Origin of the sequence: Cobetia sp. MM1IDA2H-1 (assembly GCF_002916775.2) — a bacterium.
Classification (GTDB): Bacteria; Pseudomonadota; Gammaproteobacteria; order Pseudomonadales; family Halomonadaceae; genus Cobetia; species Cobetia marina.
On sequence record NZ_CM133225.1, the window covers coordinates 1,422,610 to 1,448,061 of the forward strand.

Sequence of the window (25,452 nt, forward strand, 5' to 3'; positions counted from 1 at the left end):
CTCTAGCCCGCCGTCCACCTGCGCTTCGACTTCGATGGGCGACAGCCAGTATGCGAGTATGCGGCTTTCATCTTCAGCGTCGCTTCATCAGCTCCAGAAGTACCTCACCATGTATCTCACCTAGCACATGCGTGTAGTGATGTGTCAGTGTTTGAGAGTTGCGGTGCCCGATCAACTTGGCGAGTAACTCGAGACGATGACCTCGTACCTTGGCATCTTTTTCCAGTACGTCGTAGACCGCTCGGCGGCAGTTCGCCAGTGCTGGGGGAGTGAAGGACCAATGCCCTCGGCAGGCGGAGGAAAGACGATCCAGGAGCTGAGGGTAGTCGTCGCTGTAGAGGCGAAGTACGAGCCACGAGATCGCGTTGTGCCTCAAGAGATGAAAATCGAAGTGGATGTCCTCCAACTTCAGTCCGGGCGTGAGGGCACCTCGGAGAGACTGCCGGGCCCATGCCATGAGCGGGGTCAGCAGGCTCTCTCTTGAATAGCCCAGCGGAGAGCTTTCTGGCCCCAGCAAGGCAATGTTCTTCAAACGATGCTGGCCAGCAAAGGACTCTCGGCGCCTATCAATCCATTCTTTCACCAGCGTCATCAATTCTGGGGATATCAAAAGGTGAAGAGGAACGCTGCGACGAGCATTTGCGGTCTTCCCAGCATGGATTTCTACGTAACAGTAGGTGGGGCCGTTATCTCCCGGCTGATTGATGATGACGTCATGCAGTGTCAATGCCATGACTTCTCCAGCTCGCAGGCCCCCGTAGTAGCCAAGGAGGAAGGCGATCAGCCAGCTGCGCCGCAATCCACTCCGTCTTCGAGAGAGCGCCCGGGTCAGATGTTCCGCCTCGTGCGGCATGATCAGATGTGTACGCAATGTACTGATGAAGCGACCTCCCTCACCCTGCACGGGGGGAATACCCGTTAATCGATCGTTACCTTGGCAGAAGCTGATGAACTGATTGAACGTCTGGAAGAAGTTGTGGGACGTCGAAGTGTCCCAGCCTTTCTGAGTCGGTAGCTGTTCGCTGATCGCCTCCATCAGTTCTCCATCCCAGAGCGTCAACCATGGGATATCGGGCAACATCATCAAGGAGGTGGGCGTCAGTCGACTCAGGTAAGTCCTGAGCGTGCTGGCTTTGTTGCCTTGAGTGCTCGATTGATAAGACAGCCATAGCAGTATCCAGAGTGGGTAGCTGTCTTCGCCCAGCATGTGTATCAGCTTCTTCGCGTAGCGAGACGTAATGGCGTCATGCCGCTGGATCGCAGATTCCCCTTTGGGGGTTATCAGACCTTCATGCTCCAGTTCGGTGATATACGCATATAGCTGGTTGCCTGCTTTCACATACCAGTCTGTTGATAGTTGATCCTGCCTGTATCGAGGGGAGGTTGATGGTGACGATTCGTTACTCCTGACGCCTCCTCCCATAAGGAGTTCAGGGGTGTGAAGATCAATCTCGATGTCTTCCGGTTCAGAGACATTCATTGCGTCAGAAGCGCTTGACGTATTGGAGGTAGGGAGAGTTTCCGCCGAAAAAAAGAGGCTTTCGTCATGTTGCCAAGGAGAGCGCCAGCTACACACTGGCAGGGGATAGCGTCGAAGCAGCTGTGACCAGAGGGGCGCAGGGCCCAACAATGTCGTGCACCGGAAGGCATGACGAAGCAATGATCGGACATTCTTCAGCGAAGCGGAGGAACCAGTCCTGCGTGATGCCTGGCTATCTAGTAGCTGTGAAAGACCGGTGACCAAGAGCTGATCCAGATGGGCAGCTCGTGCTTCCAATGGACTGTTCAGATCCAGCGTAGCATCCGAGGAGAACCACCATACATCTGCTTGCTGGGAGGAGGTGGCTGGTGATGGGACAGGGGACTGACGGCAAGCCCTGAGTAGCCTTTTGAGATGATTCGGGATTTTTAGCCGGTAATGGGCTGGATGTGTTCGAGATAACCCTGGCAGACAGCCGATGAACCAATGGTGGGGGCCGCGCTTGGTGTTCAGGCGTGGCAGATGCTCTGGGCTCAAGTTCAGCAAGGTATAGCGAATCACTTCTTCCTCCATCCCCAGCAGGGTACCCATGCTCAGGGCCAGGAAGAGAAGAGACTGCTCTGGCGTGCATTGGTTGGCGGGGATGCTCTGCAGGGCGCGTACCGAATCCAGCACCCGTTGCTGAACCTTGATATCTCGTGATGAGGTAGCCGCGGATGAGGGTCTGACCGGACGCTTGATACTGGTCGGAATCGTAGCCTCGAAGTCAGGCTCTCGGTTGAGGTGAGTCAGTACAAGCGCGACTTCCTTGGTGACCTTTCGGGAGCTGAAGTCGAGTTCAGCTTCCTTGGCAAGCTGGATGGCGTTACGAATCAAGGCTTGTACATTTTGCTGGTTCAAGCGTGTAGCACTGTGTCGAGCGCGAGATGGCTTGGTGGAAGGCGCATTTTGCGCTCTAGCCTGTGCCCTGGTTACCTTTTTCTTATGCCGTTGCCAGGCGTAGCGCGCGACATTCATACGGAAATGTCTGAGCTCTTCAGAGGAGGAGAAAAGGCGATGATCTGGATCATTCCAGCGACGGAATACCCTACCCAGTGTTTTCGAAAGTTCGATCGGAGACAGCTTCGGAGTTGTAAGCTCTTGGATCGTGGCCTGGGCAGGTACATCGGTTTTCTTCCGAAGGTCAATGGGGGTAACAGTGCTCATCATCTATCTCCTTGAATGGCTGGTGTGGCGTGCTCAATGGGCCATGGGAGGTCGTCTCTGTGAAGCAGATCCGGCGTCAAGCCGCATCGTTTGGCAACATCGGTTAGTGCGCTTCGTGTCGCCGATTGAATCAGGCTCCGATCACTGGACGGGGATTGGAGTGAATGTCCTTGGGTGGTGTGTCCAGCGAGCGCACTAAATTCAGCGTGAGAAAGTCGCGATTGAAGTGCGGTGATCATACTGTGGCGCGTGATATTGGAAGGCTGGCGGCTCCACTGGCTCAATTCACTTGCCAAAGGCGATGACATGAAGGCCGGAAGATCCTTGAGCCACTGTCGCCAGTCAGCATGATGCATGCATCGCTGCGTCAACATCATTGTCGAGGCATTGAACTTCCATTGAACGGGGTAGGCGACTTGCTCATGCCCAAGAAAGTCTCCCTTTCCACCTTGGCGTTTCCACCATTGCTGCCACTCCTCCCGCCACTCATGCTGAAGCCGGAGCAACGCGCCAAGGGCAGGGACAAGTGGAATCTGGCGACTTTCCTGTGCTCGAGCTGAATCCTTGTCACGTAGCCAGAGCGTATTTTCCAGCAGCTCACACTGGGTTTTGGATCCAATTGGGCGAGCCAAGGTGCAGAGCTGCCATGCAAGTAAGGTCAGCGCCCCCAATATCTGTCCTTGTCGGGCAATGGCTTCGCCGACTGCTCGTAAATTGCTACTACGTTTCCTTTGCGAGGTAATCAATGAGGTAACCAGCATGGCGTGATTCTTGGTAAGTTGCGTCAGCAAAAAAAGCGGCCGTTTGAAGTAGCTCGGCTCCTGGGCTTTTGTGGATCCCACGGTGTGATCTTCGCGAGGTGTACGACAGTCTTCTTCTAACAAAGGGAATAGGCCAAGCGCAGCTTGAGCCGAGAGAAAAGCCTTCTGAATCTTGTGCAGAGGTATCGTTCGATACGTTGCCGGGGCAGAGAGCGAAAGCGGGAGCTCGCCTCGCAACCAGGTCGCGATCACTTCATCTTCACAGGCAGGTACCACCCAATGATGATGACTGGCGGACACGCGCCTCAACGTCAGAGTACTTCCGGGACGGTTATCCCCCCAGCGCTTGAGTTTTTTCTCGATCAGTGATTTCAGTGCTTTGAAGGGCTGGGCGCCGGGGAGCCATACCTTTTCGGCCATGAGTGACTGATTGAGAGCGTTGGGCAAAGGTAACGTGATGATGGTTTCGTTAGGTGCCTTGTTGACAGAGTAATGGAGTAGCCCCTCCTCCGGTGACCAGCTGGGAATTTGATCCAGTGTCTGGCAGATGATCCACTCACGATTGCTATCGCTATTGAGGGGCAGCTTGGGGGATCGGGATATTACCGTCGTCTGCAGCAAGCGCTCAGGTCCTAGTCCACTGCAAAGTAGAATGCTAAGAAATGCCAAGGCTTGTCGGTTTGCAATGGCACTCTCAGATTCTATGAGAAATTCCTCATCTTTCGGTGGTTGGAAGATACGTAAAGCTGCTAGAACCTCTTCTTGTGGGCGTATGCTGATGTCTGCAGATGTCTTGAGACTGCGGGCCTGTTGCAAGAGCTGAACGCGTTCAAGGTGAAGCGCCTGATCGCCTTGTGAAAGCAGCGTGTTATGGAATATCTCCTTCGTTGGGTCAAGGGGCGAGATGCTGCTTTGGTTCAGGTCATCAGATGATGATTCATTCTGATGTTCATTGCCATACGTGAGCTCTTCATCATCTTCTATGAAGGTTTTATCAAGTGATTGGATTGACCTATCCAATGAGAAAGAGTCGGTATATTCAGCGTGAATTTGATGAGATTCTTCACTGAGCCAGAGTGGTGAATCACGAAGAATTGTGTCGACATGTTGGCGTCTTTTTTGATTTTCATTGCGAGCTCTATGCTGTTTTCTTATTGGGCTGCGAGTGAGCTGGCTCGGTTGATAAATTTCGTCAAGCAAAGCGCGTGTTGCTTCCTTATTGCGCAGATGGTTGGGATGCTCCGATGGACGATCAGTTGCTGTATCATAGGCATGAAGAAACTGTTCGAGCAGCTCCAAATCAGCATCGGAAAAATGCTCGGGAGGAGGAACTAACTGCTCCCCCAGGGTAGGGGAAATGGGTCTGGGGAAACTGTTTTGAATATCATCCAGATCACCCCAGTTAAGTAGCCGCTTAAGCGTCTTTCTAAGCTCAAGTATCTGGGTGTAGTATTTTATGGCAGAGCTACGTGTCACAGTATGATAAGGCTGACCAAAAATCAGTCTAAGCAGCTTTCTGATACTGCTTACGCGAGGGTCAGTGAGCGACTTAAATCGGTAATTTACCGTATAATGAAGGCAGTGAGACATTCTATAATTTCGATGTGTCTCGTCTTCCATAAAAAAATGGCTTTCTAGAAACTTTTCTACTTGGGGCACAAGGTCTGGCACCGAGTAATCGGCGGCAAAGAGGCGAGCACTGAGGCGATATTCTGAGGCAATCAAGGGTGGGAGGCTCCCCTTGAGCCACTCCGGTACAAGGGGCCAGCGGGACCCGATCGCATTGAGGTCGTAATTATCCAATATTTGGTCAGGTAGTTGGTGTTCACTCACGTGAAATCCTCCTGTTTATCAGTCAAGCGAACTTGAAAGTGCAAGTCCCATTTGCGGATTCGAGTCGGTTTCCTCCTTGTTATTCGAGTGCTTGCTTTTTTCTTTAGCGTTGCTTTTCTTATTGATATCTGGTTGCTGCTTCCTATTATCTTTTCGTTTACTACGAGCGTTTTTATTATTTGTTTCAGCGGCAGTAGCGGCGTGTACCGTATTCCTATCTTTAGATACACCGCTTTGGTGAGTATTTGTGTTTTTATTTATTTCGTTCATAAATTTCCTGATCGAGTCAACAGAATAACGATGCCTGAACATTGATGAGATTTGCTTGCATTTTATTGGCAAGTTTTGTTGAGTGACTACATTGCTCCATGCGTATTGTAATCTTTCATCACTCATGAAGTTTCTGAGTATATTGTTCCATAACTTCTTTTCGTTAATTTTGATATCGCCAGTGGTATGTAGGTTGTGGATATTGATCCATTCCCAGCCAAGCTCAAGCAGAGGCTGTAGCATCTGGTAATAGAATCTCAGCACCTGGACTTCATCTTCGTTGAGTCTGCCGATATCGATCTCGATGCAAAATACACTTTGTGAGACGGGCACTTTATGTGTGGATACGATGGCTTTTATGACATGAAAATTCACGAACTCCTCGGAAGTGTGAGTCGACTGAACGTTGCTGCGGAAGCGGACAGGCGCTAGGGGCAGGCTCTCTGTCGCGACCGTTGGTCGAAAAGCATGCTCCTCGTTCATAAGCTCGGCGGTGTCCACCTCGAGTACTCGCTGATGGATGACAAGCGTCTTGTCAGCGCTGATTTTCACTAGTGACGGTGTATAGGTAGCATCTGGCATATTGATAACTCCAACGATAGGCAAAGGGGGACCGAGACGTATGAGAGAATCATTCGTCGAGTTCATGTCCAGCAAACGCGAGTAACTTTGAGTAGTGATGATCAGTCGAGCAATACACCCGACCTGTAGAACGATATTTCTGGGAGTGCCGCCTCCTGATATATCCAAGCTGAATCAGTGTGTACTAATAGCATAACTCAAGTGGCAAGAATCTAAGGTATCTTTTAACCGTCAAAATCGACCGTTTCGAGAGCATTAGGGCTTTTTGACGTCAAACTTGGTAGATATTTTGTATTACGAGCTCTTGAGCGATTGCTTTTGTCAATTCATCGATTATTGAACGGTAATATGCTGCTCATGTTCATCAAAAGTCGTTGGCGCTGTTTTCGAAAGGGTCTGCGACCCGAATATACTCCGTCAAGGTGCTGAGATGTCTGTGACCTGTCACGCGTTGTATCTGCTCCAGGCTCTTCCCCCGCAGATGAGCTTCAGTGATCAGGCCAGCACGCATGCTATGTGTGCTGAATCCGCGTGAAGCCAGGTTTGACCGCTCAAGCCCCCTGATCAACGCATTCTGAAAGGCAGTTCGAGAGAGTTTCGAGCCTCCTGGCCTGCCGCCCAGCGAGACGCTGCGAAATACCGCACCTCTCTGGATATGGGCGGCTTCCAGCCAGCGATACAGGAGATTGACGGGGCAGTAGGGGAGCGAGGTATCCGCATGGTGAATGGCTTTGACTTCATGTCGTCCTTCTTGATTGGTCTTGCTACGGGAGAGCCTGACCAACACGCCTCGTGTATCCCATGTGAGGTGCTCGACACGAAGGTTGAGGACTTCGCTGTAACGAAATGCTCCATAGAACGTCAGGCAGAACATGGCGGCGTCGCGCAGATCTCGCAACTCGCTCAAATCCAGGCTATTCAGCAGCTGATGCAGATCGTCTCGCATCAAGGCTGGTGCACGTTTCACCGGCACTTCATTGAGGCGTGCACAGCCGCGCATGACCCCCTTGATCATTTGCTCATTGCCCAGGGTGGGGCAATTCATGACAAGGTGCCAACGCCGTAACGAGCACAGCTGTCGCTTGAGCGTATTCGGTTTATAACCGTCCTCGAAACACCGGGTGAGGTAGTTGGCAATCTCCGTGTCGGTGCTGGGGAGAGTGCCGCCACGCCTGAGAAACATCCGTATGTCGCTTTGGAAGGCTCGGATGGTACTCGGTGCAAGGCTTGCCATGATCAGCTTTCGTGCCGAGACCGTCAGGCAAAGTCCCGGCAGAGAGTCCTGGTTTCCCTGATAGGGGATCACTTGCATTGCCTGAGGTCTTCGTCTTTGAGGCGGGTGGATGCCTGTCGGTGGTCTGGACACCATGAGGGATCTCCATCGATGTCGAAAAGTTGGAATGGGGGCCGATATGCGCTGTGAGGTGGCCATCGAATTTCACGCTATCACCCTTCGTAAATCAGCCAACCCGAAATGCATGCCCTAGAAGGCATGGAGAGTTGAGGGTCGCGCATATGCAGGGTTATTTGAGTAATACCACTGGTAAATGTGCGATTTGTGGATGTTATGATTAGGGTTAAGCTATAAAAAAGTGAAATCATCTGTTGGCTGGGCGGGCGTGGCTGCCGAGCCGCCTCCTGTAATCAGAGCGATACCAGGCGCGCCAAGAAGGCGTTGGAGAACGCCACATCATTTGCCAGATCAAGAGTGATCTCTCGTACTCCCTCTGAGAAGCTCACACACTCACTCATGGGGGCCTGAGCATGTGGCGCGCCATGCATGTCAATCGTGGGGAGTTCTCCGCACGTGCCGGGGTCGTTGGAGGCTATCGAATCAGTGGCTGGAGAGACGATCGAGGCGGGTAGCGTTGGGGAGGAGAAGGAATCCAGTTGGATCGCAGCATGCTCGTCGGGCAAGTCGTCAAACAGTCGATAGGCGTAGTGTCGTAACGTGCTTTCGTTGAGGGCATAGAAATAGCACGCATCATCCTGTGCATGTCGACGCCGTATGATCCGGCCTAGCACTTGGCGAAAATACTGTTCGGTCCTGACGTGGCTGAGATAGCAACATACCTGCAAGCGGGGAATGTCGATCCCTTCACTGACCATGTTGACGGAGACAATCCACGAGGTATGGCCGTAGCGAAACGCCTCAAGTCGTGCGTGCGCTCCTTCTGCCTGGCTGGTTACCAGGCACACCGTCTGTCCCATCTGTTTCAGACAATCAGCGATGTCTTCTGCATGAGAAATGTTGGATGCCACCACCAATCCTGCGGCGGTCGGGTCTTTCTCCTGAAGCTGTCGCAAGCGTTGGCAGCTGACGTCCAGCAAATGCTGCTGAGGTCCGGGGTGACGCAGCAAGGCGGCGTAATGCACCCCTGGGTGACGCAGTAAGGCTGGGATGCTTTGGTAATACAGTGTCTCGCGCTGCGCCTGCTGCTCAGCCACCATACGTATGTCGTCGTTATCTATTAAATAGATCTGGGGAGTACGGCAGACATCATCCTGGATGGCATCACGCAGGGGATAAGTGAAGTCTGGGACCAGCGCGAGGCGGTCACTGTCCGCCGATGGCAGGGTTGGCACCGATGGCTCGGACGCTGAGGCGGCTTCATGGCTCGGTGCCATATAACGCAGCATGGGGAGACAGCTGCCATCAGTGCGCCAAGGAGTGCCTGACAAGGCGAGCGTAAAGCGAACATCGCGCTCCAATGCCAAGAGTGCCAACCCCCATTGATTGGCGCCGGTGGCTGCCGAGCTGGTGTAGGCGTTTTTTGCGGCGCATGCTGTCGCGCCGGCGGCATGGTGGCTTTCGTCCCAGACCAGCAGGACACGCCCTTGGCGACAGAGTTGCTTGAGGTCCTCCAGGCGGAAGCTGAGCGCTTGATAGGTCAGCGCGATACCGATGTCCCCCAGCCTGCCCTGCATGGGCCGCCCCAAAATCTGCGAAAACGTCTCGCGTGCACGCTCCACCACGGCAGAGGTGGGGCCGAGATAGATGACGTGATCAATGCTCCCGTTGAGAATCAGCTCCTCAGCCAGGACGGCGGCCATCAGCATCTTGCCCGCACCCGGGGTGGCCTGGCACAGGAAATGGGGCCGCTGATCCGAAAGCCGTTGAAGCGCTGTCTCAATACAACGCGCTTGCCAGGCTCTGAGTGTCGGGCTTGTCAGAGAGGGCAGTAATCGATTGATCTGACGCGGCGTCATGAGGCACCTCCAGCATGGCGTTTTGCAGAGAGCGCCAGCACGGCAGCCAGTTGTCCCTGAAGTTCGCAGGCGCGCTGAATTGCATCCTCCTGAAGTGGAGCGATGTCGGGTTTCGCCTCCGGATAGTCCTTTGCCAATTGATAGAGGTGCTCGGCTTCCGCCCTCGCGGCCCGCATGGATTTTTTCAAGGCTCGACGTTGTTCCTGCAGTGCTGCATCGAGCGATAGGTGCGATGTGCTGTCGGTTTTCGACGTGGGCAGTTCCTGTCGATTGCTCGGCAGTGGGATATCCGGTGAGCGCTCCGAAGTGCTATCGATGAGTTGATAGACACGGCGACGCTTGCCGATGGTGTCGGATTGCACAACGTGACCATCAATGACCAGGCGATCGATCAGGTCACCGACACGCTGCAGGACAATAATGGGTTTATAGCCCGCCAACTCTGGATGTTTCATCAGCTCGTTGCGGCAGCTGACTTTCGTGAAATGAGTCGGTTTATCCTTCAAGGCTTTTAGCCACTGCTGGAAGTGCTGTTTGATCAACTGTCCTCGCCGATAAGCTGCGGCAGTTGAGGAATCTTGGAATGTGGGAGTGCTCGAGGTGTGAGGGGGAGGAGAGCGATGCTGGCTCTCTGAGATGACGGTAGATGACGAGTCGTGTGACGCTGAGGTCTCAGGCGTCTGGGAAGACTCGGCTATTGCCTTGCCTGTAGCAGTGGGCGCAAGAGGAGTAGATGAGGGTTTTTGTGTGGTATGAGAAGAATTCGAGGTCATGACAGCACCTCGTTGCAGTTGCCAACGATACGTGCACGACAGTCTTGGGAAGGGGGATCGGGATAGCCACCATAGGGGGTGGGCAGATTGGGGCTACGCGGAGATGCCGTAGTCTGAATGACCATGGTTGAAGCTCCTTGGATATGGGAGCCGCACCCGCTGTCGCCAAACAGTGATGGGGGCGGCCGTACGCGGGTTGGCGAACCGGCATCCAAGAAACCGGCAGACCCGGAGGTCTCCCGCGCACGACCGCCATAACGCATGGCAGCCACAAAAAAAGCGCCAACCATGGTCTGGGGCGCTTGTGCGCCTTGGATGATTTCGAGTCGCCAAACCCGATCGAGGATTTTGCCTCGGTAAACTGAATTTAGCAGATGAAAGAGAGGTCGTAAATATCACCTTCCGGTTCGTATCGAACGTTATCTGATTTCGTGAGAAGTGCGGGGGAGTGTTGAGTGTTATGGCGACAACATTCAAGACTGCGACGACGTGCATATCGTGGGGCGTCATTGTCTGCGCCTTGAAAAGGCTGAGGCTATCTGGCCGCGAAGATTTCCTCCACTTCCTTGTCACGCACTTTTTTCGCCATGCCGGTCAGCAGCACCTCTCACTACGGGGATGGCCCCTCAGGCGACGAGCACTGCTTTCTGAACGTGTTGTGTCAGCAGTCCCCTCAGATGGCCAAGGCCACCAGGAAGCGAGAGACCATGTTGTAGGCGGCAACCGTGGCGACGGCTTCGACAGTCTGCTGTTCTCCGAACAGGGTCTTGAGTGTCTCGATGATGGCGCCATCGACTTCCACCTGGCGGGTTGATTGATCCGTCAACGCCAGCAGTGCACGTTCTTCTTCATTGAAACGCGATGAAATGCCTTCCTCACGCAGCGCATCACATTTTTCCTGTGTGCCGCCGGCCTCCAGGTAGGCGGGTTGGTGTACTTGCCATTCAAACTCGGCCCGATTGAGCACGGCCACGCGACACATGATCAACTCGCGATATTCCAGGCTGAGCGTGAAGTCCTTGCGAACACGGCCCAGCAGCCCATTCCAGCCCGTGGCCAGGGGCACACTCTTGAGCAGATAGCGATCGATCCCGATCAGCTCTCGGTTGGGGCGGCGTGCTTGCATGCTTTCCAAGAGGTCAGCAGGGATGGCATCGCCGTCCTGCCAGGGAGTGACACGTGGTTTTGTCTCAAGACCTGCCGCCATGGAGGGGGAGGAGGTTAGGGTGGTGCCTGATTGCGGGAAGGAGTTTGACTGTGACATGGGGCTCCCTGTGTCTAGAAAAATGCCATGCCCCGGGACGCACGTGGTGGTGGTGTCTGTCGCAGGGTGGGGCAATGATGGTGGGGAGTGGCAATATGCGGGGATGGGCGATGCAATAGGAGCATCGCCACGTGTGGGCCCTGAAATGGATTGCCTGGCTGAGCAAGTCAGTTGGTGCGATGTGGTCAGGGGCATGACCCGGTGATCATTTGGCCGCGAAGATTTCCTTTACTTCCTTGTCGCGTACTTTCTTCGCCATGCCGGTCAACAGCACCTTGAACAGCAGGCCACTCACCAGGGCGGAGAGCGTCAAGGTGAAGAAACCGGCCAGGATCCAGTCCACCAGGACGAAGCCGCTATTCGTCAGGGTCGGGTGATAGAACACCATGCCAGCGAAGACCACCCAGTGGCTGATGCAGAAGAAGCATTGGAAGAGGTGGCCGATCATGTGGCCAAAGCGTTGTGCGTACTGACGCAACGGTGCGAACAGCTCACCCTGGGTGATCGATATCGCGATGCTGCTGGCCGCCAGGGCCATCACGAAGCAGGTCCATAGCGCGTTCAGCGTCTCGGGGGAAAATACGGTAGTCATGGGGATCCTTGTGTGTCTTCGTCAAACTGACGAGTGGGGAAAAGTCAGTGGGTCGTGCTCAATGTCTGTCGATGCGGGTGTCTGGTTATCTCTCAGCCTTCTGTCTTGCGTGCGGTCAGCATCCGGTTGACACCTTGGGTGGCAGCATCGATGGCGCCCGCGAGGTGACCCGGGAATTGCGGCGACCATTCACTGGCAATGCCGTACAGGTGTTGATGCCAAGGACCCTCATTCGCTTCCGGTGGCGGTACCGAGACATGGGATGCCACGTCTTCCAGGTCTGCCGGGCTCGCGATGAAGGGTGAGGTAGCCCAGTCCTTGAGGGCATCGCTTTGGGGGCTGGCCGCCTGAGGGCCAAACAGGCGACCCAGCTGTGCGCGGCAGTGCTGACGTAATGCCTCCGGCGTGATCTGACGTCGGTAACCAGCCGGTACCCCCACGAATCCGAAGAGTGCACCCAAGCCTTCCATTGGACTGGCATCGTGAATCTCCACCATCGGGCCACGCGCGCTGCGTGCGGTACCGGACAAGCCGGTCTCGCGCCAGAAAGGACGATCGTAGACCGCGAGATACTTGGCATGGGGAGCCATCCAGGTCGCGGTCTGCTGCCACTGTGTTGTCAGAGCGCTCGGGAGTGCCGGCGTGAATTGGATATGCTGGAGTGCCTGACGTGGCGGAACAGCCAACAATACCTGCTCCACCTCATGGTTCATGCGTTGCCCGCTGCCATCCTCTGCACTCAGCGCAATCCCCTCTGGCAAGCGCTCGAGATGACGGACGACCTGCCCAGTCAATACCTTTTCCGCGGGAATATCGCGACGCAGTCGCTCGATCAGCGCCTCCATTCCTCCCACCACACGCATGGCGGTCAGCGAATCCCTGACGCCAGCGGTGCGCAGAGGTTTCTTGTCCGTGGCGCGCTCGAGGAGGCTGTCGCCTGCCGTTTGTTGCGCAAAGCACTCCAGATCCAGTGTCTGTATCAGCTGTCCCATCTCGCGCTGATGCTCAGGCCAGAACCAGGTCGGCCCCAGGTCCAGGCGCCGACTCGTACCGGTGTCGACGCCTGCTGGCAGCAGGGACGCGATCCTTCCTCCCGGGTCTGACTGAGCCTCCAACACGAGGTAGTCCCGCATGCCTCGGCGTTCCAGCAGCCAGGCCGCATACAGGCCTCCGAGTCCGGCACCAATGATGATGACTCTTGATGAGTGCTGACTCATGGCGTCTCCTGAATGGCCAGATGCCCTGTCTTGAGGTAGAAGGTCGCCCCCTGTGTACCGGCGGAAAGCATCAGCGGTTCGCTGGCTGGCAAGCGCAGCCAGCTGCCGGCAGGGCAGGACCCGTGCCCCGGGTGCAGGCAGCCCTCCAACACGAGAAGTTCGGCACCGCCAGTGTTTGTCATCAGCGGAAGCTCGGCATGTGGCGCCATGCGCTGCAGGCTCACCTGCTCGGTGGCACTGGTATACAGTGGGCAGACCTCGCGCCCATCCTGCTCATGCCAGTTGGCCGGGTCCCGCGTGTTGATGCGTACCGCCTCATGCTCCTCGGACGGCATCTGCCGCAGCTTGACGAAGATCACGCAGCCGTCGGTGCTGCTGGGGGTGTGTCGCGAGTCTGGCGGGTTGCGCAGGTACCAGCCTGCAGGGAAGTGGAGCGAGCCATTTTCCGTGAAGGTGCCGGACAGCACGAGAATCTCTTCGCCTTGTGGATGCTCATGCGCTGAAAAGTGGGAGTCTGGTGCATATCGGACCAGGCTGGTGGCTCGTGCCTTCTCCTCCCCGATACGATCCAGCATCATGCGTTCGACGCCTCCCTCGGGGGACGGAACCCACTGGTAGTGATCGGGTGTGATGCTGGCACGTCGTGAGAAGTCGGCATTGAGGCGCATGTAGAGCATCTCCACGTAGGCGAGAGGGGAAGAAAACCTTTTTCAATGTCTGTCGGTCACCACACTCGAGCGTCATGGCATGAGCAGGACTGCACACATACCGGCAAGGTGTCACGATCGGTGATTGCGGGTATTCTGGAAGCTGATTGCCCATTCAACAAACGAGATTAACTAGGCAGTAGGGAAAGAAAAACTTTATCGCCATGACATCGCCCAACCATCTGAATGCCTTGCGTGCCTTCGAAGCGAGCGCCCGCCACAAGAGCTTTGCCGCTGCGGCAGAGGAACTGCACGTGACTCCTGCCGCTGTCGGCCAACTTGTGCGGGGATTGGAGGAGTGGCTGGGTGACTCGCTGTTTCATCGTGCCAACAGCGGCAAGACACGCCTTATCCCGACAGAGCTTGCAGAGCAGGCACTACCCGATATCCGCGCCGGATTCGAGAAGTTGTCACTCGGGGTGGAGCGCCTCAAGGATGGCACTCGGCGTAGCGTGCTGACGGTGACAGTCAGTCCCGCCTTTGCCGCCAAATGGCTGTTGCCACGCCTGCATCGTTTTCAGGCGGCGTGGCCTGACATCGATGTGCATCTGGATACCAACCACAAGCCGGTCGATTTTTCACGGGAGCGGGTGGATATCGGGGTACGCTACGGGCCGGGCAAGTGGAAGGGCGTGGTGGCACAGGAGCTGATGCATGAAGAGGTCTACCCCGTCTGCTCGCCACAGCTGCTACGTGACCCCGAGCGCTTGAAGACGCCCGCAGCCCTGTTGGATGAGACACTGATTCATGACTTGTCCATGGAAGGCTATGACGGTTTTCCCTCGTGGAACGGCTGGTTCAAGAGAGCCGGTCTCACGGATGCTGATTCATCGCGCGGTCTGCAGATCAACAATTCTGCTGCAGTGCTGCAGGCCGCGATCGATGGTCAGGGTATTGCGCTGGCGCGTGGAGTCATGGTTCACGATGATCTTGTGTCGGGGCGTTTGATCAGACTGTTTGATGGAGTGATGTGTGCCTCCTCCCTGGCGTATTACGTGATCCATCGACCCGAGGTCACCCACGTGGCCAAGGTACAGGCATTCCGTGAATGGTTGCTGGAAGAAGCCGGGCTCAGTTGCCGAATACCCTCGACGTCAGGGTCGTGAGCGGCTCTGTGATCAAGCAAGTCTACCTGGCGGGTCATTAGCCAATGACATCAACGAGCAGGCATTCCGGGAATGGTTGCTGGAAGAGGTCAGCTGAGTGTTCAGTTGACGTGGTCGAGTGGGCAGGTCCCCTCGGCTTACAGCTTGGGCAGTATCGGGGTAGCCATCGCACACCTCATCCTGCCCGATAACGCGCCTGAGTACTCGAGGGACTCTCACCGAACAGACGGCGATAGTCCCGGGCAAACTGGCCCAGATGATAGAACCCCCAGTCGCTGGCGATCTGACCGATCGTGCTCGTTGACAGGGGATCGCAAAGCCGCCGCCGTACTTGATTGAGTCGGTTGAAGCGGATGAACTGCATCGGACTGAGACCAAGGATGCTGGTGAAGCTATTGTGCAGTGTCCGCTGACTGACGTGGGCGATACGACAGAGACTCTCGATGCTGACCGGTGCAGGCTCCCCTCGGTTCATATGCTCGCGTACGCGCTCCACTACCTGCCGTCGATGGTGATAGCTGGGGTAGCGGTCGGTGAGAGGTGTCCATTCCTCAAGAATGGCGGCAACAGCCAGTGACAGAATGCCCTGATGCACCTGAACCTCGAATCCCGGCCCCTGTCGCTTGATCAGGCGGTCCATCAGGAAGGTGACCCCTCGCCGAGTCCCTTGCGTCACCCCGAGTCGCATCGTGTGCTGCGGATCCCCTTCCAATAGCGTCAGTGCCGACTCCCCCGCGACCTCGAGCAGCCAGTCACGCCGCAACACAAGACAGTGGATCGCGAAAGTGTCCGGGGTGGTCAGCTCGAAATCATGCCCGCCTGGCTGACACATGATATCGCCTGTCTCAAGCGCGTAGCCATTGATCCGGCAGGGCTGACGTTCAGCCGGAATGCCGATCCACAGCGAGTCAGGCCAGACATGACATTGCTGGTCCAATGCCTGACTGGTGTATTCCTTGAATACCTGCATTCCCGGCAGATGGAGTTCATCAATACGCCCATAGAAGGCACCCTGACCGTATTGATCATAGTGTTGCGCCCAATCGGTCAGGTTGTGCGCCTGCTCATTGACGTCCCATGCCTCTCGCGTGCACTTGCCTGGTGCATGCTCGAAAATCCCGTGCTGCCAGGTGGCATCACTGTCATCCATTCGTGATACATCTTCGTGCATTGATCAATCAACTCATTGTTCTTGTTGGTTTTTTCAGCTTTGCCAGATGCTGATAACGCATTCCTTCTCGCTGTCGTTAGTCTGAGTCATGCAACTTTCGCGCACAGAGTCATGCCGTGAGCCAAATTCTGGGTCGTGAGATTGGCCACTGGCTTCTGACCGCAGACGAAGTGTGACACCGAGACCGCAAGGTCCCCGGTCTTCCCATGTCAGCGAGGTGGTGAGATGTATACGGAAACTCTGATAAATCAAACAAGACACGAGTTGGTCACTTGCCTGGAAAAATGGCACATGTCGGAAACATCGCGGATCTCGCTGCTGACCATGTCAGAGAACGCGACCTTTCTGGCCGAGGATGATGAGGCGGGACACAGGATCATCATTCGGGTTCACCGCCCGGACTATCACTGCCGAGAAGAGATCGAGTCCGAGCTGGCCTGGATCGATGACCTGCGCACGACGGCACGGATCAATACGCCGGCCCCGGTCATGACGACGACAGGCAGCCCTGTGTTGAGCATCTCCGCCGGTGGGCAATCCCTGCACGTGGTGGCCTTCGAGCATGTGGCCGGCAGTGAGCCGGATATCGACGATGACTTGCCGCAGTGGTTTGAACGCCTGGGCGCGATGAATGCCACGCTGCACGAACACAGCCGTCGCTGGCAGCCCCCTGAAGGCTTCGTGCGCAAGCGTTGGGACCTGGAAAGCATGATCTCGCCCCGTGGGCTGTGGGGCGATTGGCGAAATGCGCCGGGCATGACGGTGGAAGAGGCCCAGGCCATCAATGCTGCCATCCCCTATCTCAAGTCGGAGATTGCCCTGTATGGCACGGCGCCACAGCAGTTCGGTCTGGTCCATGCCGACCTGCGCTTGACCAACCTGCTGGTGTCACGGGACAGCATGACGATCATCGACTTCGATGACTGCGGCTTCTGCTGGTATGCCTATGACTTCGCTGCCGCGATCAGCTTCCACGAGATGGAGCCGAGCGTCCCGCAGCTGCGCGATGCCTGGATCAAGGGGTACCGCTCGGTGGCCGAGTTCTCGACGGCAGATGAGGCAATGCTGGATACCTTCATCATGCTGCGTCGCATTCTGCTGTGTGCCTGGCTGGCCACGCATCAGGAAAGCAAGGAAGGCAAGACATTGAGTGATGGTTTCAGCCGGGATACAGCCATCATGGCGCGGCGCTATGTTCAGCAACGAGGGGGCCAGTCACGAGAGGGCCAGCAAGGTGTCGTGCAGACACTGGGCGTGCAGACACCGGGCGTGCAGACACCGGGCATGCAGGAACACGACGATCAGGCGGATGTTGATCGGACGAGTACTGTTCGGACAGGTACAGATCGGACAATCAATGACAAGGTGAGGATGGCGTGATGGAAAAGGTACGCGGGATTCTGGATCAGAACGCCTTCAGCATGGCGCACATCGACAATGCAGATGCGCGAATCGGCGCACTGGTTCGCAAGCGGCTGGAAACGGTAGGGCCGACGTCCATGCTCTTCTATGAGGAGCCGCTGCACATCGTACGAGGGGAGCGGGTCTGGTTGTTCGATGATCAAGGCAAGCGCTACCTGGATGTCTACAACAATGTGCCGTCCATCGGCCACTGCCATCCTCGCGTGGTCCAGGCGGTCGCCGAACAGATGGGGACCCTCAACGTGCACAACCGCTATCTGCACGAAGGCATCCATCGCTATGCCGAGCGCCTGCTGGACACGCTGCCGCGCACGCTCAATCGACTGGTGATGATGTGTACCGGCAGTGAAAGCAATGACATGGCGCTGAGGCTGGCGCGTGGCTGGACGGGCCGGCAGGGGATCATCGTCACCGAGGCGGCCTACCACGGCAACACGGCCGCCGTGACGGAAGTCTCACCATCCTCCTACAAGCAGGGAACGCCGCCGGATCACGTGCATATCCTGCCGATCTCCCGGATGAGTGAGCAGGCAGACCCGGCCGCCTGGTTCGCCGAGCAGGTGCGGTTCGGCATCGAACAGCTGGAGGCGAGGGGCCATGGATGCGCGGCGCTGCTGGTCGACTCCATCTTCTCGAGCGATGGCATCTATGCCGACCCCGCAGGTTTCCTGAAGCCTGCGGTCGAACTCCTGCAGTCCCGGGGCGGGCTGTTCATCTCCGATGAGGTCCAGCCCGGCTTCGGGCGCACGGGACAGGGGATGTGGGGCTTCTCGCGCCACGGCGTGACGCCGGATGTGGTGACCATGGGCAAACCGATGGGCAACGGCTTCCCGATGTCCGGGCTGGCGGCACGTGAGGAGTTGCTGGCGGTGCTGAACGCCGATGTGGGCTACTTCAATACCTTCGGCGGCTCACCGGTGGCCGTGGCGGCGGGCACGGCGGTGCTGGACGTGATCGCCGAGGAAGACCTGATGGCCAATGCCACACGTCAAGGCGAGTACTTCAAGCGACAGCTCCAAGATATTCAGGCACGTTTCGAGGAGGTGAGCGATGTGCGAGGCGCCGGGCTGTTCCTGGGGCTGGATCTCTGTGACCCGACGCGTGACGGAGCGCCGGACGCCCAGCGCACCACGGCGTTGATCAACGACCTCAAGCGCAATGGTGTGTTGATCGGCGGGGCCGGCAAGTCCGGCAGTACCTTGAAGATTCGCCCGCCACTGTGCATCGAACGCTCGGAAGCCGACCTCTTCCTGGACAGGTTCGAGCAATCCCTGAAGGCAACGGCGAAATGAGCCAGACAGCGCGACAGGGTAGCTGATGTCAGTTCGAGTCCGAGTGGCACGGCGCTGTAGGCAGGAACGGGACGATGGGCGCGAATATAGCCCCGCCCGAACGTGATAGCTTCCGTCACTGACGACAAGGCCCCACTGGAGGATTCCGTGGGGCCTTGTCATGTCTGGCGCGAAGTGGAGGGGAAGAACGTCAGCGCTGCTTGAGCTGATCGCGCAGGCCGGTCGGGACCTGTTTGATGATCAGACGATCGCTGGCCTCATCGTATTCCACTGAGTCACCCAGCAGGTGCGAGTCAAAGCTGATCGAGACGCCCGCGGCGCGCCCGGTGAAACGCTTGAACTGGTTGAGCGTCTTCTTGTCCGGCGGGATCTCCGGTGACAGCCCATAGTCGCTGTTGCGAATGTGGTCGTAGAAGGCCTGCGGGTGCTCTTCATCGATCAGCTCAGACAGCTGGTCCAGCGTGATCGGCTCGCCGAGCTTGGCCTGGTCGGTGGCGTAATCGACCAGGGTGTCGGTCTTCTGCCGGCTGGCTTCCTCGGCCATGTCTTCCTTCTCGACATAGTCACTGAAGGCCTTGAGCAGGGTGCGGGTTTCCTGGCCGGCATCCCGCTGCTCCTGCGCGCCCAGCGTTTCGGCGAAGGCCTCGGCGAGCTTGGTGCGTCCGCGATCACGTGCCCAGGACAGATAGGGGTGAGAGGTCGAGCTGCCTTGCCACTGACTGATATCCAGTCGCGCGGCCAATGACATCTGGGTCAGGTTGAGCTGGCGGGCAGGCGTCACCGCAAGGGTCTCGTCGATCGCGAAGCCATCACGATGGTGCAGCAACGCCATGAACAGATGACGCGTCTCGCCCTGTTGGTGATCCACCACCAGCAGATGGCCGCCTGTCGGGAGGTTGTCATCGATCAACGGCATGAGTCGACCGGCAAGCGTCTGGGTCAGGCTCGCGAAATCGCTGTCACCTACGAGGAAAGACGCCAGCTCGGTGGGGAAGGCGGCTGGCGCGTCTTCATTGAAACGTCCCCAGTTCTTGGCCTTGCCGTGGTAGGCATCATTGAGTCCGGACACCAGATCCTCCAGTGCATCCGATGCCGGCAGGGCGGTGGCGGCAGGCACCAGCTGGGCTGGCGTCTCGCTATTGCCCTTGTCGATACGGTGAATGATGCTGTGCAGGATCGGCATGGAAACCTCCCTCGGCTACGATGAACGGGCTGGGGATGATACCTGCCACGATTCGGCAGTGGTAGGGCTGTAGGCAGTCGGGAAGAGCGCCTTGTCTATACACCTTTTCTGCAAGGCGCCCATTAGGAGCTGCCTGTCAGAGGAACCTCTGACTTTATTTTGTTGAATGCATCAGTGGATGGCTGCTGTCGTCTCTACTTCGTCATGACATGCCTCAAGGAGCGTCCTTAAGGTATTAGCATCGATAGCGCCGCGCTTTCCAATCACGATTAATTGTGTGCCTGGCGTTGTTCCCTTCCATGCCCCCGCAGGCGTGATCTCGCAACGCGTTCCTACAAGATGAAGAATGCATCTCTGGTCGTGAGCTTCCGCGACATGACAAATGCCCTTGGCACGGTAAATAGTGGCGGGGAGGTTAGCCATCACCTTGCGGAGAGCCTTCAGGTTCAGTGGGGTATCGCTTTGCCAGCTCCACGTATCGAATAGATTGTCGTGATGGAGAGGGGCTGCCCTGAACGTCTCAAATGTCATCATGGATGCTGGGGCGTTACCGCCATCAGGACTGACAGGTTCAGCAGCCACCTTTCTCTCCACACCGAGTAACAGCTCCAGTGGGACTACACCATATTCACTTTCTATCACGCGTGCGTTCGGATATAGCCAACGTGCCTTGAGTGAAGTGTGTTGATCCGGTGTTAGTAGGTCAGTTTTGTTGAGTATGATGATATCAGCAGCATCTAGTTGCTCGGTGGCAAGCCGTGTCATATCACTATCCAGATCATCAAATTGAGCAGCATCGACTACCGTCAGAATGCCATCGATATGGAGCGACTGACGAAACTGAGGATAGCGCAAAGTGTTGGCGATCTTGACAGGATTCGAGACACCGCTGGCTTCGATGACCAGATGCTCGGGACGTGTCTGTGGGTCTGCCAACAGCGTGGAAAGTTGCGCGATCAGGTCGCCCTCCACCGTGCAGCAGATACATCCATTCGCCAGACTGACGGTGGTCTGGGTCTGACTGACGATCAACTGTGAATCAATGTTGATAGCCCCGAAGTCATTCACCATCACGGCCATGCGGCGACCATGGTCACTGTTGAGCAGATGATTGAGCAGCGTCGTCTTGCCCGCACCGAGAAAGCCTGCGACCAGCGTGACGGGAATGCTATGTTGTTGTGTCATGGGAGTTTCTTCTCAGTATTGAGCCAAGCCGCTTCGCTTGGCTCGTGGTCAGGAAGTCGGGTGTCAGAAAGCGGGCAGTGGTTCCTGCCAGGTAGCAGCCATATCGGTATCCGTGAAGGCTCCCAGACGATCCCAGGTCACTTCTCCTTCCAGCAGAGTCAGCTCCACTTGTGTGGTATGCAGATTTCCCTTGATGTCGATATCGAAGAGGTCACGGTCCAGCACGATAAGATCGGCCGACTTGCCGACTGATATTGATCCCGCGTGTTGTTCGACTCCCATGCACCATGCGCCGTTGATCGTCATGACACGGATGGCTTGCTCTAGAGAGATGGGGTGACCAAAGAACTGACCTTCTTCTTCACCGAAGGGGTTTTGACGGGTAATCATGGCTTCGAACCCGATCCACGGGTTCAGGCTAGAGACTGGCCAGTCTGTCCCCATCACGGCATTGCCGCCGGCCTCAATGACGCCCTTGAAGTTGTAGGCACGCTGCATGCGTTCTTCGCCGAAGACAGCGCGAGCATTCGCGAAGGAGGAGGGGAACCACCCCACGGGCGAGAATTCTGCAGTGACATCCAGTGCCTTGAAGCGTGCAAGGTTGGTATCCAGTAGCGTTGTGCTATGGGCGCATTGATGACGCACGCCATTATTGCCATTACGTGCTCTTGCCTGAGCGACGGCATCCAGGAAGATATCGGAAGCTCCATCACCGGTGCAGTGCGCGATGACACGAATCCCTTTGCGATCCATGTCGACCACCATGTCGACGATATGCTCTGGCGTGAGATTCAGGTGTCCTCTCCAGTTCTTCTCGCCTGGCCAGGGAGTTGATAGATAGGACGAACGTGATTCATGAGTGCCATCGAAGTGAAACTTCACCGCATTGGCATTCAGGCGATTGCTCCGATAGTAATGACGCTCTCCTGCCAGTAGCTCCCAGCGCCGTTTGACCGGGAAGATATCATCCTGCCAGCTGATGGCTGCTTCTACTCGGACGGATAGCTTGCCATCTTGATCGAGACTGCGAAGTGCATTCAGGCGGTGTTCGCAGACGTGCACGTACTTGGTGCCCACCACGCCATGTCCGCTCTGGAAATGCAGCCCCTCTCGATAGGCACGTGTCAGCGCATGCTGCGGTGTTGGTGGCATGGTGGCGTGGATGATGGCGTAGGCACCATCGACCAGAATGCCGGAAGGTTCATGGGTAATGGAGTCTCGCTCGATATAGCCATGACGTGGGTCCTGAGTCTCAGCGGTAATGTTTGCCAGCGCCAGCGCGCGCGAGTTGACCATCATGCAGCCCCATGAGCGATCAAGAATGGCCACGGGGCGATCAGGCATGAAGCTGTCCAGCCAGTCACGATCAGCGACCAACCCAGCCTGCTTGAAGGTATAGCGCACGAAATATTGGCCGTAGATCCAGCCATCGCCCGGATGACTGTCGGCGTAGTCGAGTATTGCCTGCTTGACCTCCTCCGGGGTGGGATCCTCGAGGCCGATATTCAGATAGTCGGCATAGCCGGGTGCTAGCGCCAGGTCGGGGTGAGTATGCATGTCATAAAGACCGGGCATCACGAAACGACCTTCAAGGTCGATGACCTTGGTGTGGTCTCCAATGAAGGGTGTCACATCATCTTCATTACCGACGGCCATGAAGCGACCACTGCGAATCGCGACGGCTTTTGCCCAGGGAGTATTGTCGTCCACGGTATGGATGTTGGCATTGATCAATACGATATCGGCGGTCTCCGTCGGTGAGGAGGCCGCTATAAAAGAAGGTGTCGACAGAGTGCTGGAGGTAATCATTATCATGAACTCATAATCTAAAGGAGAAGGCACAGCGCGAGAGTAGAGCGAGGCGCGGGCGTGCATCACGATGGGATACACGCCCGTTCATCAGCCGATCATCCAATGTCCCAGCAGGGCGAGGATAGGTAGCGAGATCAGCACTCGCAGGGCATAGATCATGACCAGATCACGTAATGTGAGCCCAATGTCAGCTCTGACCAGGATGATGGCAGCTTCGGTAAAGAAGATGATTTGAGTGACGGCGACACCCGCCATCACGAAGCGTGTCACTTCGCTTTCGATTCCAGCACCTAGAATGGAAGGCATGATGCTGTCGACGATGCCGGCGAGTAGCGCGGGCGCTGCCTGAGCAGCCTCAGGAAGACGCAATAGCTCCAGATAGGGCACCAATGGCAGTGATAGCACCTGGAATAACTGGGTGAACTCGATTAGTGCCAACCCGACACATCCCACCAACATCATGGCCGGATAGATGGAGAAGGCCACATCTGCGCTGATCTGAAGCCCTTGTTTAAGCTGTTCTGTGGGAGAGTTGGCTTGCTCGGCACGTTCGACGGCGCGGCGTAGACCAAGGGCCAGTACACCTTCACCAGGACGACGATCTGTCTTGAGCTGCTTGCCGACTGCGGGATGGTAGACCGGCAATTTGTTACGAAGCGGTGGCAGCTTGGGCACAATGATGGCGCACAGGACGCCGGTGATGGCAACGGCGATGTACCATTGAATGAACATCTCCTCGAGGCCGATCAGCTTAAGCAGCAAGTAAGAATATGCAATCGAGACGATCGAGAAGTTGGTCGCGATCGTGCACGCCTCACGGCTGTTGTAAAACCCCTGACGGTACTGCTGAGTCGTAAGGATGATGCCCACGCTGGAGGCTGACAGCCAAGAGGCGAGGCAGTCCACTGCTGCTCTCCCCGGCAAGCCGAAGAGACGCTCGAACATGCGGCTGCACAAGGTGCCGGCGAACTCCATCAGTCCGTAGTCAGTCAGCAGAGGTAATAGCAGTGCTGACAGGAAGTAGATGGCCAGGACGACTGGGCCAACATCATAGAGCATTACGCCGCCGGTATTGCGGCTCCATACCCACTCAGGTCCTATCTCGAAATAGACCATCGTCATCAACAAGGCGCCGATGACGCGTACGATGGTCCAGCCCATGCCGGGATTGAATAGCGTGATCAAGCGTCCCTTGCGGTGGCGTAATGGACTGAAGGTGACGGCCAGAGTAATCAGACTAGGAATGGTGGCGACCGCGGCTGTTGCTGTCACCATGAGGGGTTTGAGTACATCATTGATGTAGTCGATGACGAACGCGATCATGATCGTCGTCCGACCATCAACACTGATGGGCGTAAAGAAAAGCAAAACGCCGAGAAGAGTGGGGATCAGGCATTTGAGCAGCTGTTTCGTGCTGTAGCGAGATTGAGGGACTTCTGAGGCGACGGGAGTCGGGCGGTCGGCCATGGGACGCGTACCTTTTTTATAGTTGTAATGGCGAGTTGATGGTTGTCGTGAATCATCAATCTGTGCTTTTACGATGTCATCGTGCAGGCAGCTCGTGCCAGTACGAATGTGTCCAGCGTGAATATGTCTGTCGTGCTCATCCGGAAACGGCGTACCGTTCTAGAGACGGAAGTCGGGCGCTTCTCTGTCCAAACGCCGTAGTTCCGCAGCCCAGGTCAATGCCACGCTTTCTGCGTGGTAGCGAGGGTTCTCGAACTGCTGAGCAGTGAATTCACACTCTTGTGGTGAAGGCATGATGAGAGGGCGACCCATCTTCATCGCCTCAAGCTGAATCTCGCAGGCCTTGTTGAGGTAGAACATGTTGAAGTAAGCCTCAGCGACACTGCGGCCGGTGGTTAGCAGTCCGTGATTGCGCAGAATGGCGCATTGTCGATTACCGAGTGCTGCCACGATGCGATTACGGACTTCAAGATCGAGTGGAATGCCTTCGTAGTCGTAATAGGCCACGCGATTGTAGAAGGCCATGTTGGTTTGATTCAGAGGAAGAAGACCCTCTTCTAATGCCGCGACTGCCATACCAGCCAAGGTATGAGTATGCATGACGCATACGGCATCATGGCGATGCATGTGGATGGCACTGTGAATCGTGAAGCCCGCAGGATTTACCTCGGCATCATCAATATTCAGTTTCTGCCCATCAATACCGATAGTGACCAGATTGGAGGCGGTAATCTCTTCTGGCAGCAAGCCATAGGCATTGATCAGGAAAGCCGGTGTCTCACCTGGCAGGCGTACAGATATATGAGTGAAAACTTGATCGCTCCAGCCGTTTCGCTCAAGCAGGCGATAGGCGGCGGCCAGATCGGCTCTCAAGGTCTCTTCAATCGCGGGTTTTGGCATGTGGCGCACTCTCGGACGG

At 56.3% G+C, this 25,452-nt stretch carries 20 protein-coding genes; 3 read left to right on the top strand and 17 right to left on the bottom strand.

What is annotated here, in order from left to right; genetic code table 11:
• Window positions 1–73: 73 nt before the first annotated feature.
• The 11 genes from BOH68_RS06130 to BOH68_RS06180 all read right to left on the bottom strand — a co-directional run bounded on the left by BOH68_RS06130 (window position 74) and on the right by BOH68_RS06180 (window position 13,856).
• Window positions 74–2,686, bottom strand: coding sequence for a site-specific integrase (locus BOH68_RS06130; RefSeq protein ID WP_139345420.1), 2,613 nt, complete (start codon window positions 2,684–2,686; stop codon window positions 74–76).
• Window positions 2,686–5,280: a hypothetical protein gene (locus BOH68_RS06135; RefSeq protein WP_139345421.1), complete on the bottom strand. Its 2,595-nt coding sequence runs from the start codon at window positions 5,278–5,280 to the stop codon at window positions 2,686–2,688. Before BOH68_RS06135 ends, BOH68_RS06130 begins: the two co-directional genes overlap by 1 nt.
• 18 nt (window positions 5,281–5,298) lie before the next feature.
• The gene (locus BOH68_RS06140; RefSeq protein ID WP_077372912.1) at window positions 5,299–6,132 is read right to left on the bottom strand and encodes a hypothetical protein; all 834 of its coding nucleotides are present in this window, start codon (window positions 6,130–6,132) and stop codon (window positions 5,299–5,301) included.
• 364 nt (window positions 6,133–6,496) lie between these two features.
• The gene (locus BOH68_RS06145) at window positions 6,497–7,444 is read right to left on the bottom strand and encodes a site-specific integrase (protein WP_024952250.1); all 948 of its coding nucleotides are present in this window, start codon (window positions 7,442–7,444) and stop codon (window positions 6,497–6,499) included.
• A 332-nt stretch (window positions 7,445–7,776) separates the two neighbouring features.
• Window positions 7,777–9,342: a DEAD/DEAH box helicase gene (locus BOH68_RS06150; RefSeq protein ID WP_077372919.1), complete on the bottom strand. Its 1,566-nt coding sequence runs from the start codon at window positions 9,340–9,342 to the stop codon at window positions 7,777–7,779.
• Window positions 9,339–9,884, bottom strand: coding sequence for a hypothetical protein (locus BOH68_RS06155; protein WP_077372922.1), 546 nt, complete (start codon window positions 9,882–9,884; stop codon window positions 9,339–9,341). Before BOH68_RS06155 ends, BOH68_RS06150 begins: the two co-directional genes overlap by 4 nt.
• Before the next feature lie 227 nt (window positions 9,885–10,111).
• Window positions 10,112–10,240, bottom strand: a complete 129-nt coding sequence (locus tag BOH68_RS06160; RefSeq protein WP_258038172.1) for a hypothetical protein — start codon at window positions 10,238–10,240, stop codon at window positions 10,112–10,114.
• Window positions 10,241–10,788: 548 nt separating this feature from the next.
• Window positions 10,789–11,379, bottom strand: a complete 591-nt coding sequence (locus BOH68_RS06165) for a carboxymuconolactone decarboxylase family protein (RefSeq protein ID WP_258038173.1) — start codon at window positions 11,377–11,379, stop codon at window positions 10,789–10,791.
• Between the two features lie 205 nt (window positions 11,380–11,584).
• The gene (locus BOH68_RS06170; protein ID WP_077372931.1) at window positions 11,585–11,971 is read right to left on the bottom strand and encodes a DUF1360 domain-containing protein; all 387 of its coding nucleotides are present in this window, start codon (window positions 11,969–11,971) and stop codon (window positions 11,585–11,587) included.
• Window positions 11,972–12,063: 92 nt separating this feature from the next.
• The gene (locus BOH68_RS06175; protein ID WP_077372933.1) at window positions 12,064–13,188 is read right to left on the bottom strand and encodes a flavin monoamine oxidase family protein; all 1,125 of its coding nucleotides are present in this window, start codon (window positions 13,186–13,188) and stop codon (window positions 12,064–12,066) included.
• Entirely contained in the window at window positions 13,185–13,856 is a 672-nt protein-coding gene (locus tag BOH68_RS06180; RefSeq protein WP_077373289.1) for a cupin domain-containing protein, read from the bottom strand. Before BOH68_RS06180 ends, BOH68_RS06175 begins: the two co-directional genes overlap by 4 nt.
• 203 nt (window positions 13,857–14,059) lie before the next feature.
• Here BOH68_RS06180 and gcvA point away from each other — a divergent pair, with 203 nt between their 5' ends.
• The gene (gene gcvA, locus BOH68_RS06185; protein ID WP_077372936.1) at window positions 14,060–15,001 is read left to right on the top strand and encodes a transcriptional regulator GcvA; all 942 of its coding nucleotides are present in this window, start codon (window positions 14,060–14,062) and stop codon (window positions 14,999–15,001) included.
• Window positions 15,002–15,176: 175 nt separating this feature from the next.
• Here the strand turns inward: gcvA and BOH68_RS06190 are convergent, their stop codons facing one another.
• Entirely contained in the window at window positions 15,177–16,172 is a 996-nt protein-coding gene (locus BOH68_RS06190) for a helix-turn-helix domain-containing protein (RefSeq protein ID WP_258038174.1), read from the bottom strand.
• 291 nt (window positions 16,173–16,463) lie between these two features.
• On the opposite strand from BOH68_RS06190, the gene BOH68_RS06195 reads away from it, so the two are divergent.
• The gene (locus tag BOH68_RS06195) at window positions 16,464–17,552 is read left to right on the top strand and encodes a phosphotransferase enzyme family protein (protein ID WP_258038175.1); all 1,089 of its coding nucleotides are present in this window, start codon (window positions 16,464–16,466) and stop codon (window positions 17,550–17,552) included.
• Window positions 17,552–18,886 carry an aspartate aminotransferase family protein gene (locus BOH68_RS06200; RefSeq protein WP_077372945.1) on the top strand — a complete coding sequence of 445 codons (1,335 nt, stop codon included), beginning with the start codon at window positions 17,552–17,554 and terminating at the stop codon, window positions 18,884–18,886. The genes BOH68_RS06195 and BOH68_RS06200 overlap by 1 nt, the downstream gene beginning before the upstream one ends.
• Before the next feature lie 190 nt (window positions 18,887–19,076).
• Here BOH68_RS06200 and BOH68_RS06205 read toward each other — a convergent pair whose 3' ends face one another.
• The 5 genes from BOH68_RS06205 to BOH68_RS06225 all read right to left on the bottom strand — a co-directional run bounded on the left by BOH68_RS06205 (window position 19,077) and on the right by BOH68_RS06225 (window position 25,433).
• Window positions 19,077–20,069: a nucleoid-associated protein gene (locus BOH68_RS06205; protein WP_077372948.1), complete on the bottom strand. Its 993-nt coding sequence runs from the start codon at window positions 20,067–20,069 to the stop codon at window positions 19,077–19,079.
• Between the two features lie 171 nt (window positions 20,070–20,240).
• Window positions 20,241–21,254, bottom strand: coding sequence for a CobW family GTP-binding protein (locus BOH68_RS06210; RefSeq protein ID WP_077372951.1), 1,014 nt, complete (start codon window positions 21,252–21,254; stop codon window positions 20,241–20,243).
• Between the two features lie 63 nt (window positions 21,255–21,317).
• Complete coding sequence (locus tag BOH68_RS06215; protein WP_258038176.1) at window positions 21,318–23,144, bottom strand: amidohydrolase; 1,827 nt, start codon at window positions 23,142–23,144, stop codon at window positions 21,318–21,320.
• A gap of 9 nt (window positions 23,145–23,153) precedes the next feature.
• Window positions 23,154–24,533, bottom strand: coding sequence for a YjiH family protein (locus BOH68_RS06220; RefSeq protein WP_077372954.1), 1,380 nt, complete (start codon window positions 24,531–24,533; stop codon window positions 23,154–23,156).
• A gap of 159 nt (window positions 24,534–24,692) precedes the next feature.
• Window positions 24,693–25,433, bottom strand: coding sequence for a class II aldolase/adducin family protein (locus tag BOH68_RS06225; protein WP_077372957.1), 741 nt, complete (start codon window positions 25,431–25,433; stop codon window positions 24,693–24,695).
• Between the last annotated feature and the right edge of the window lie 19 nt (window positions 25,434–25,452).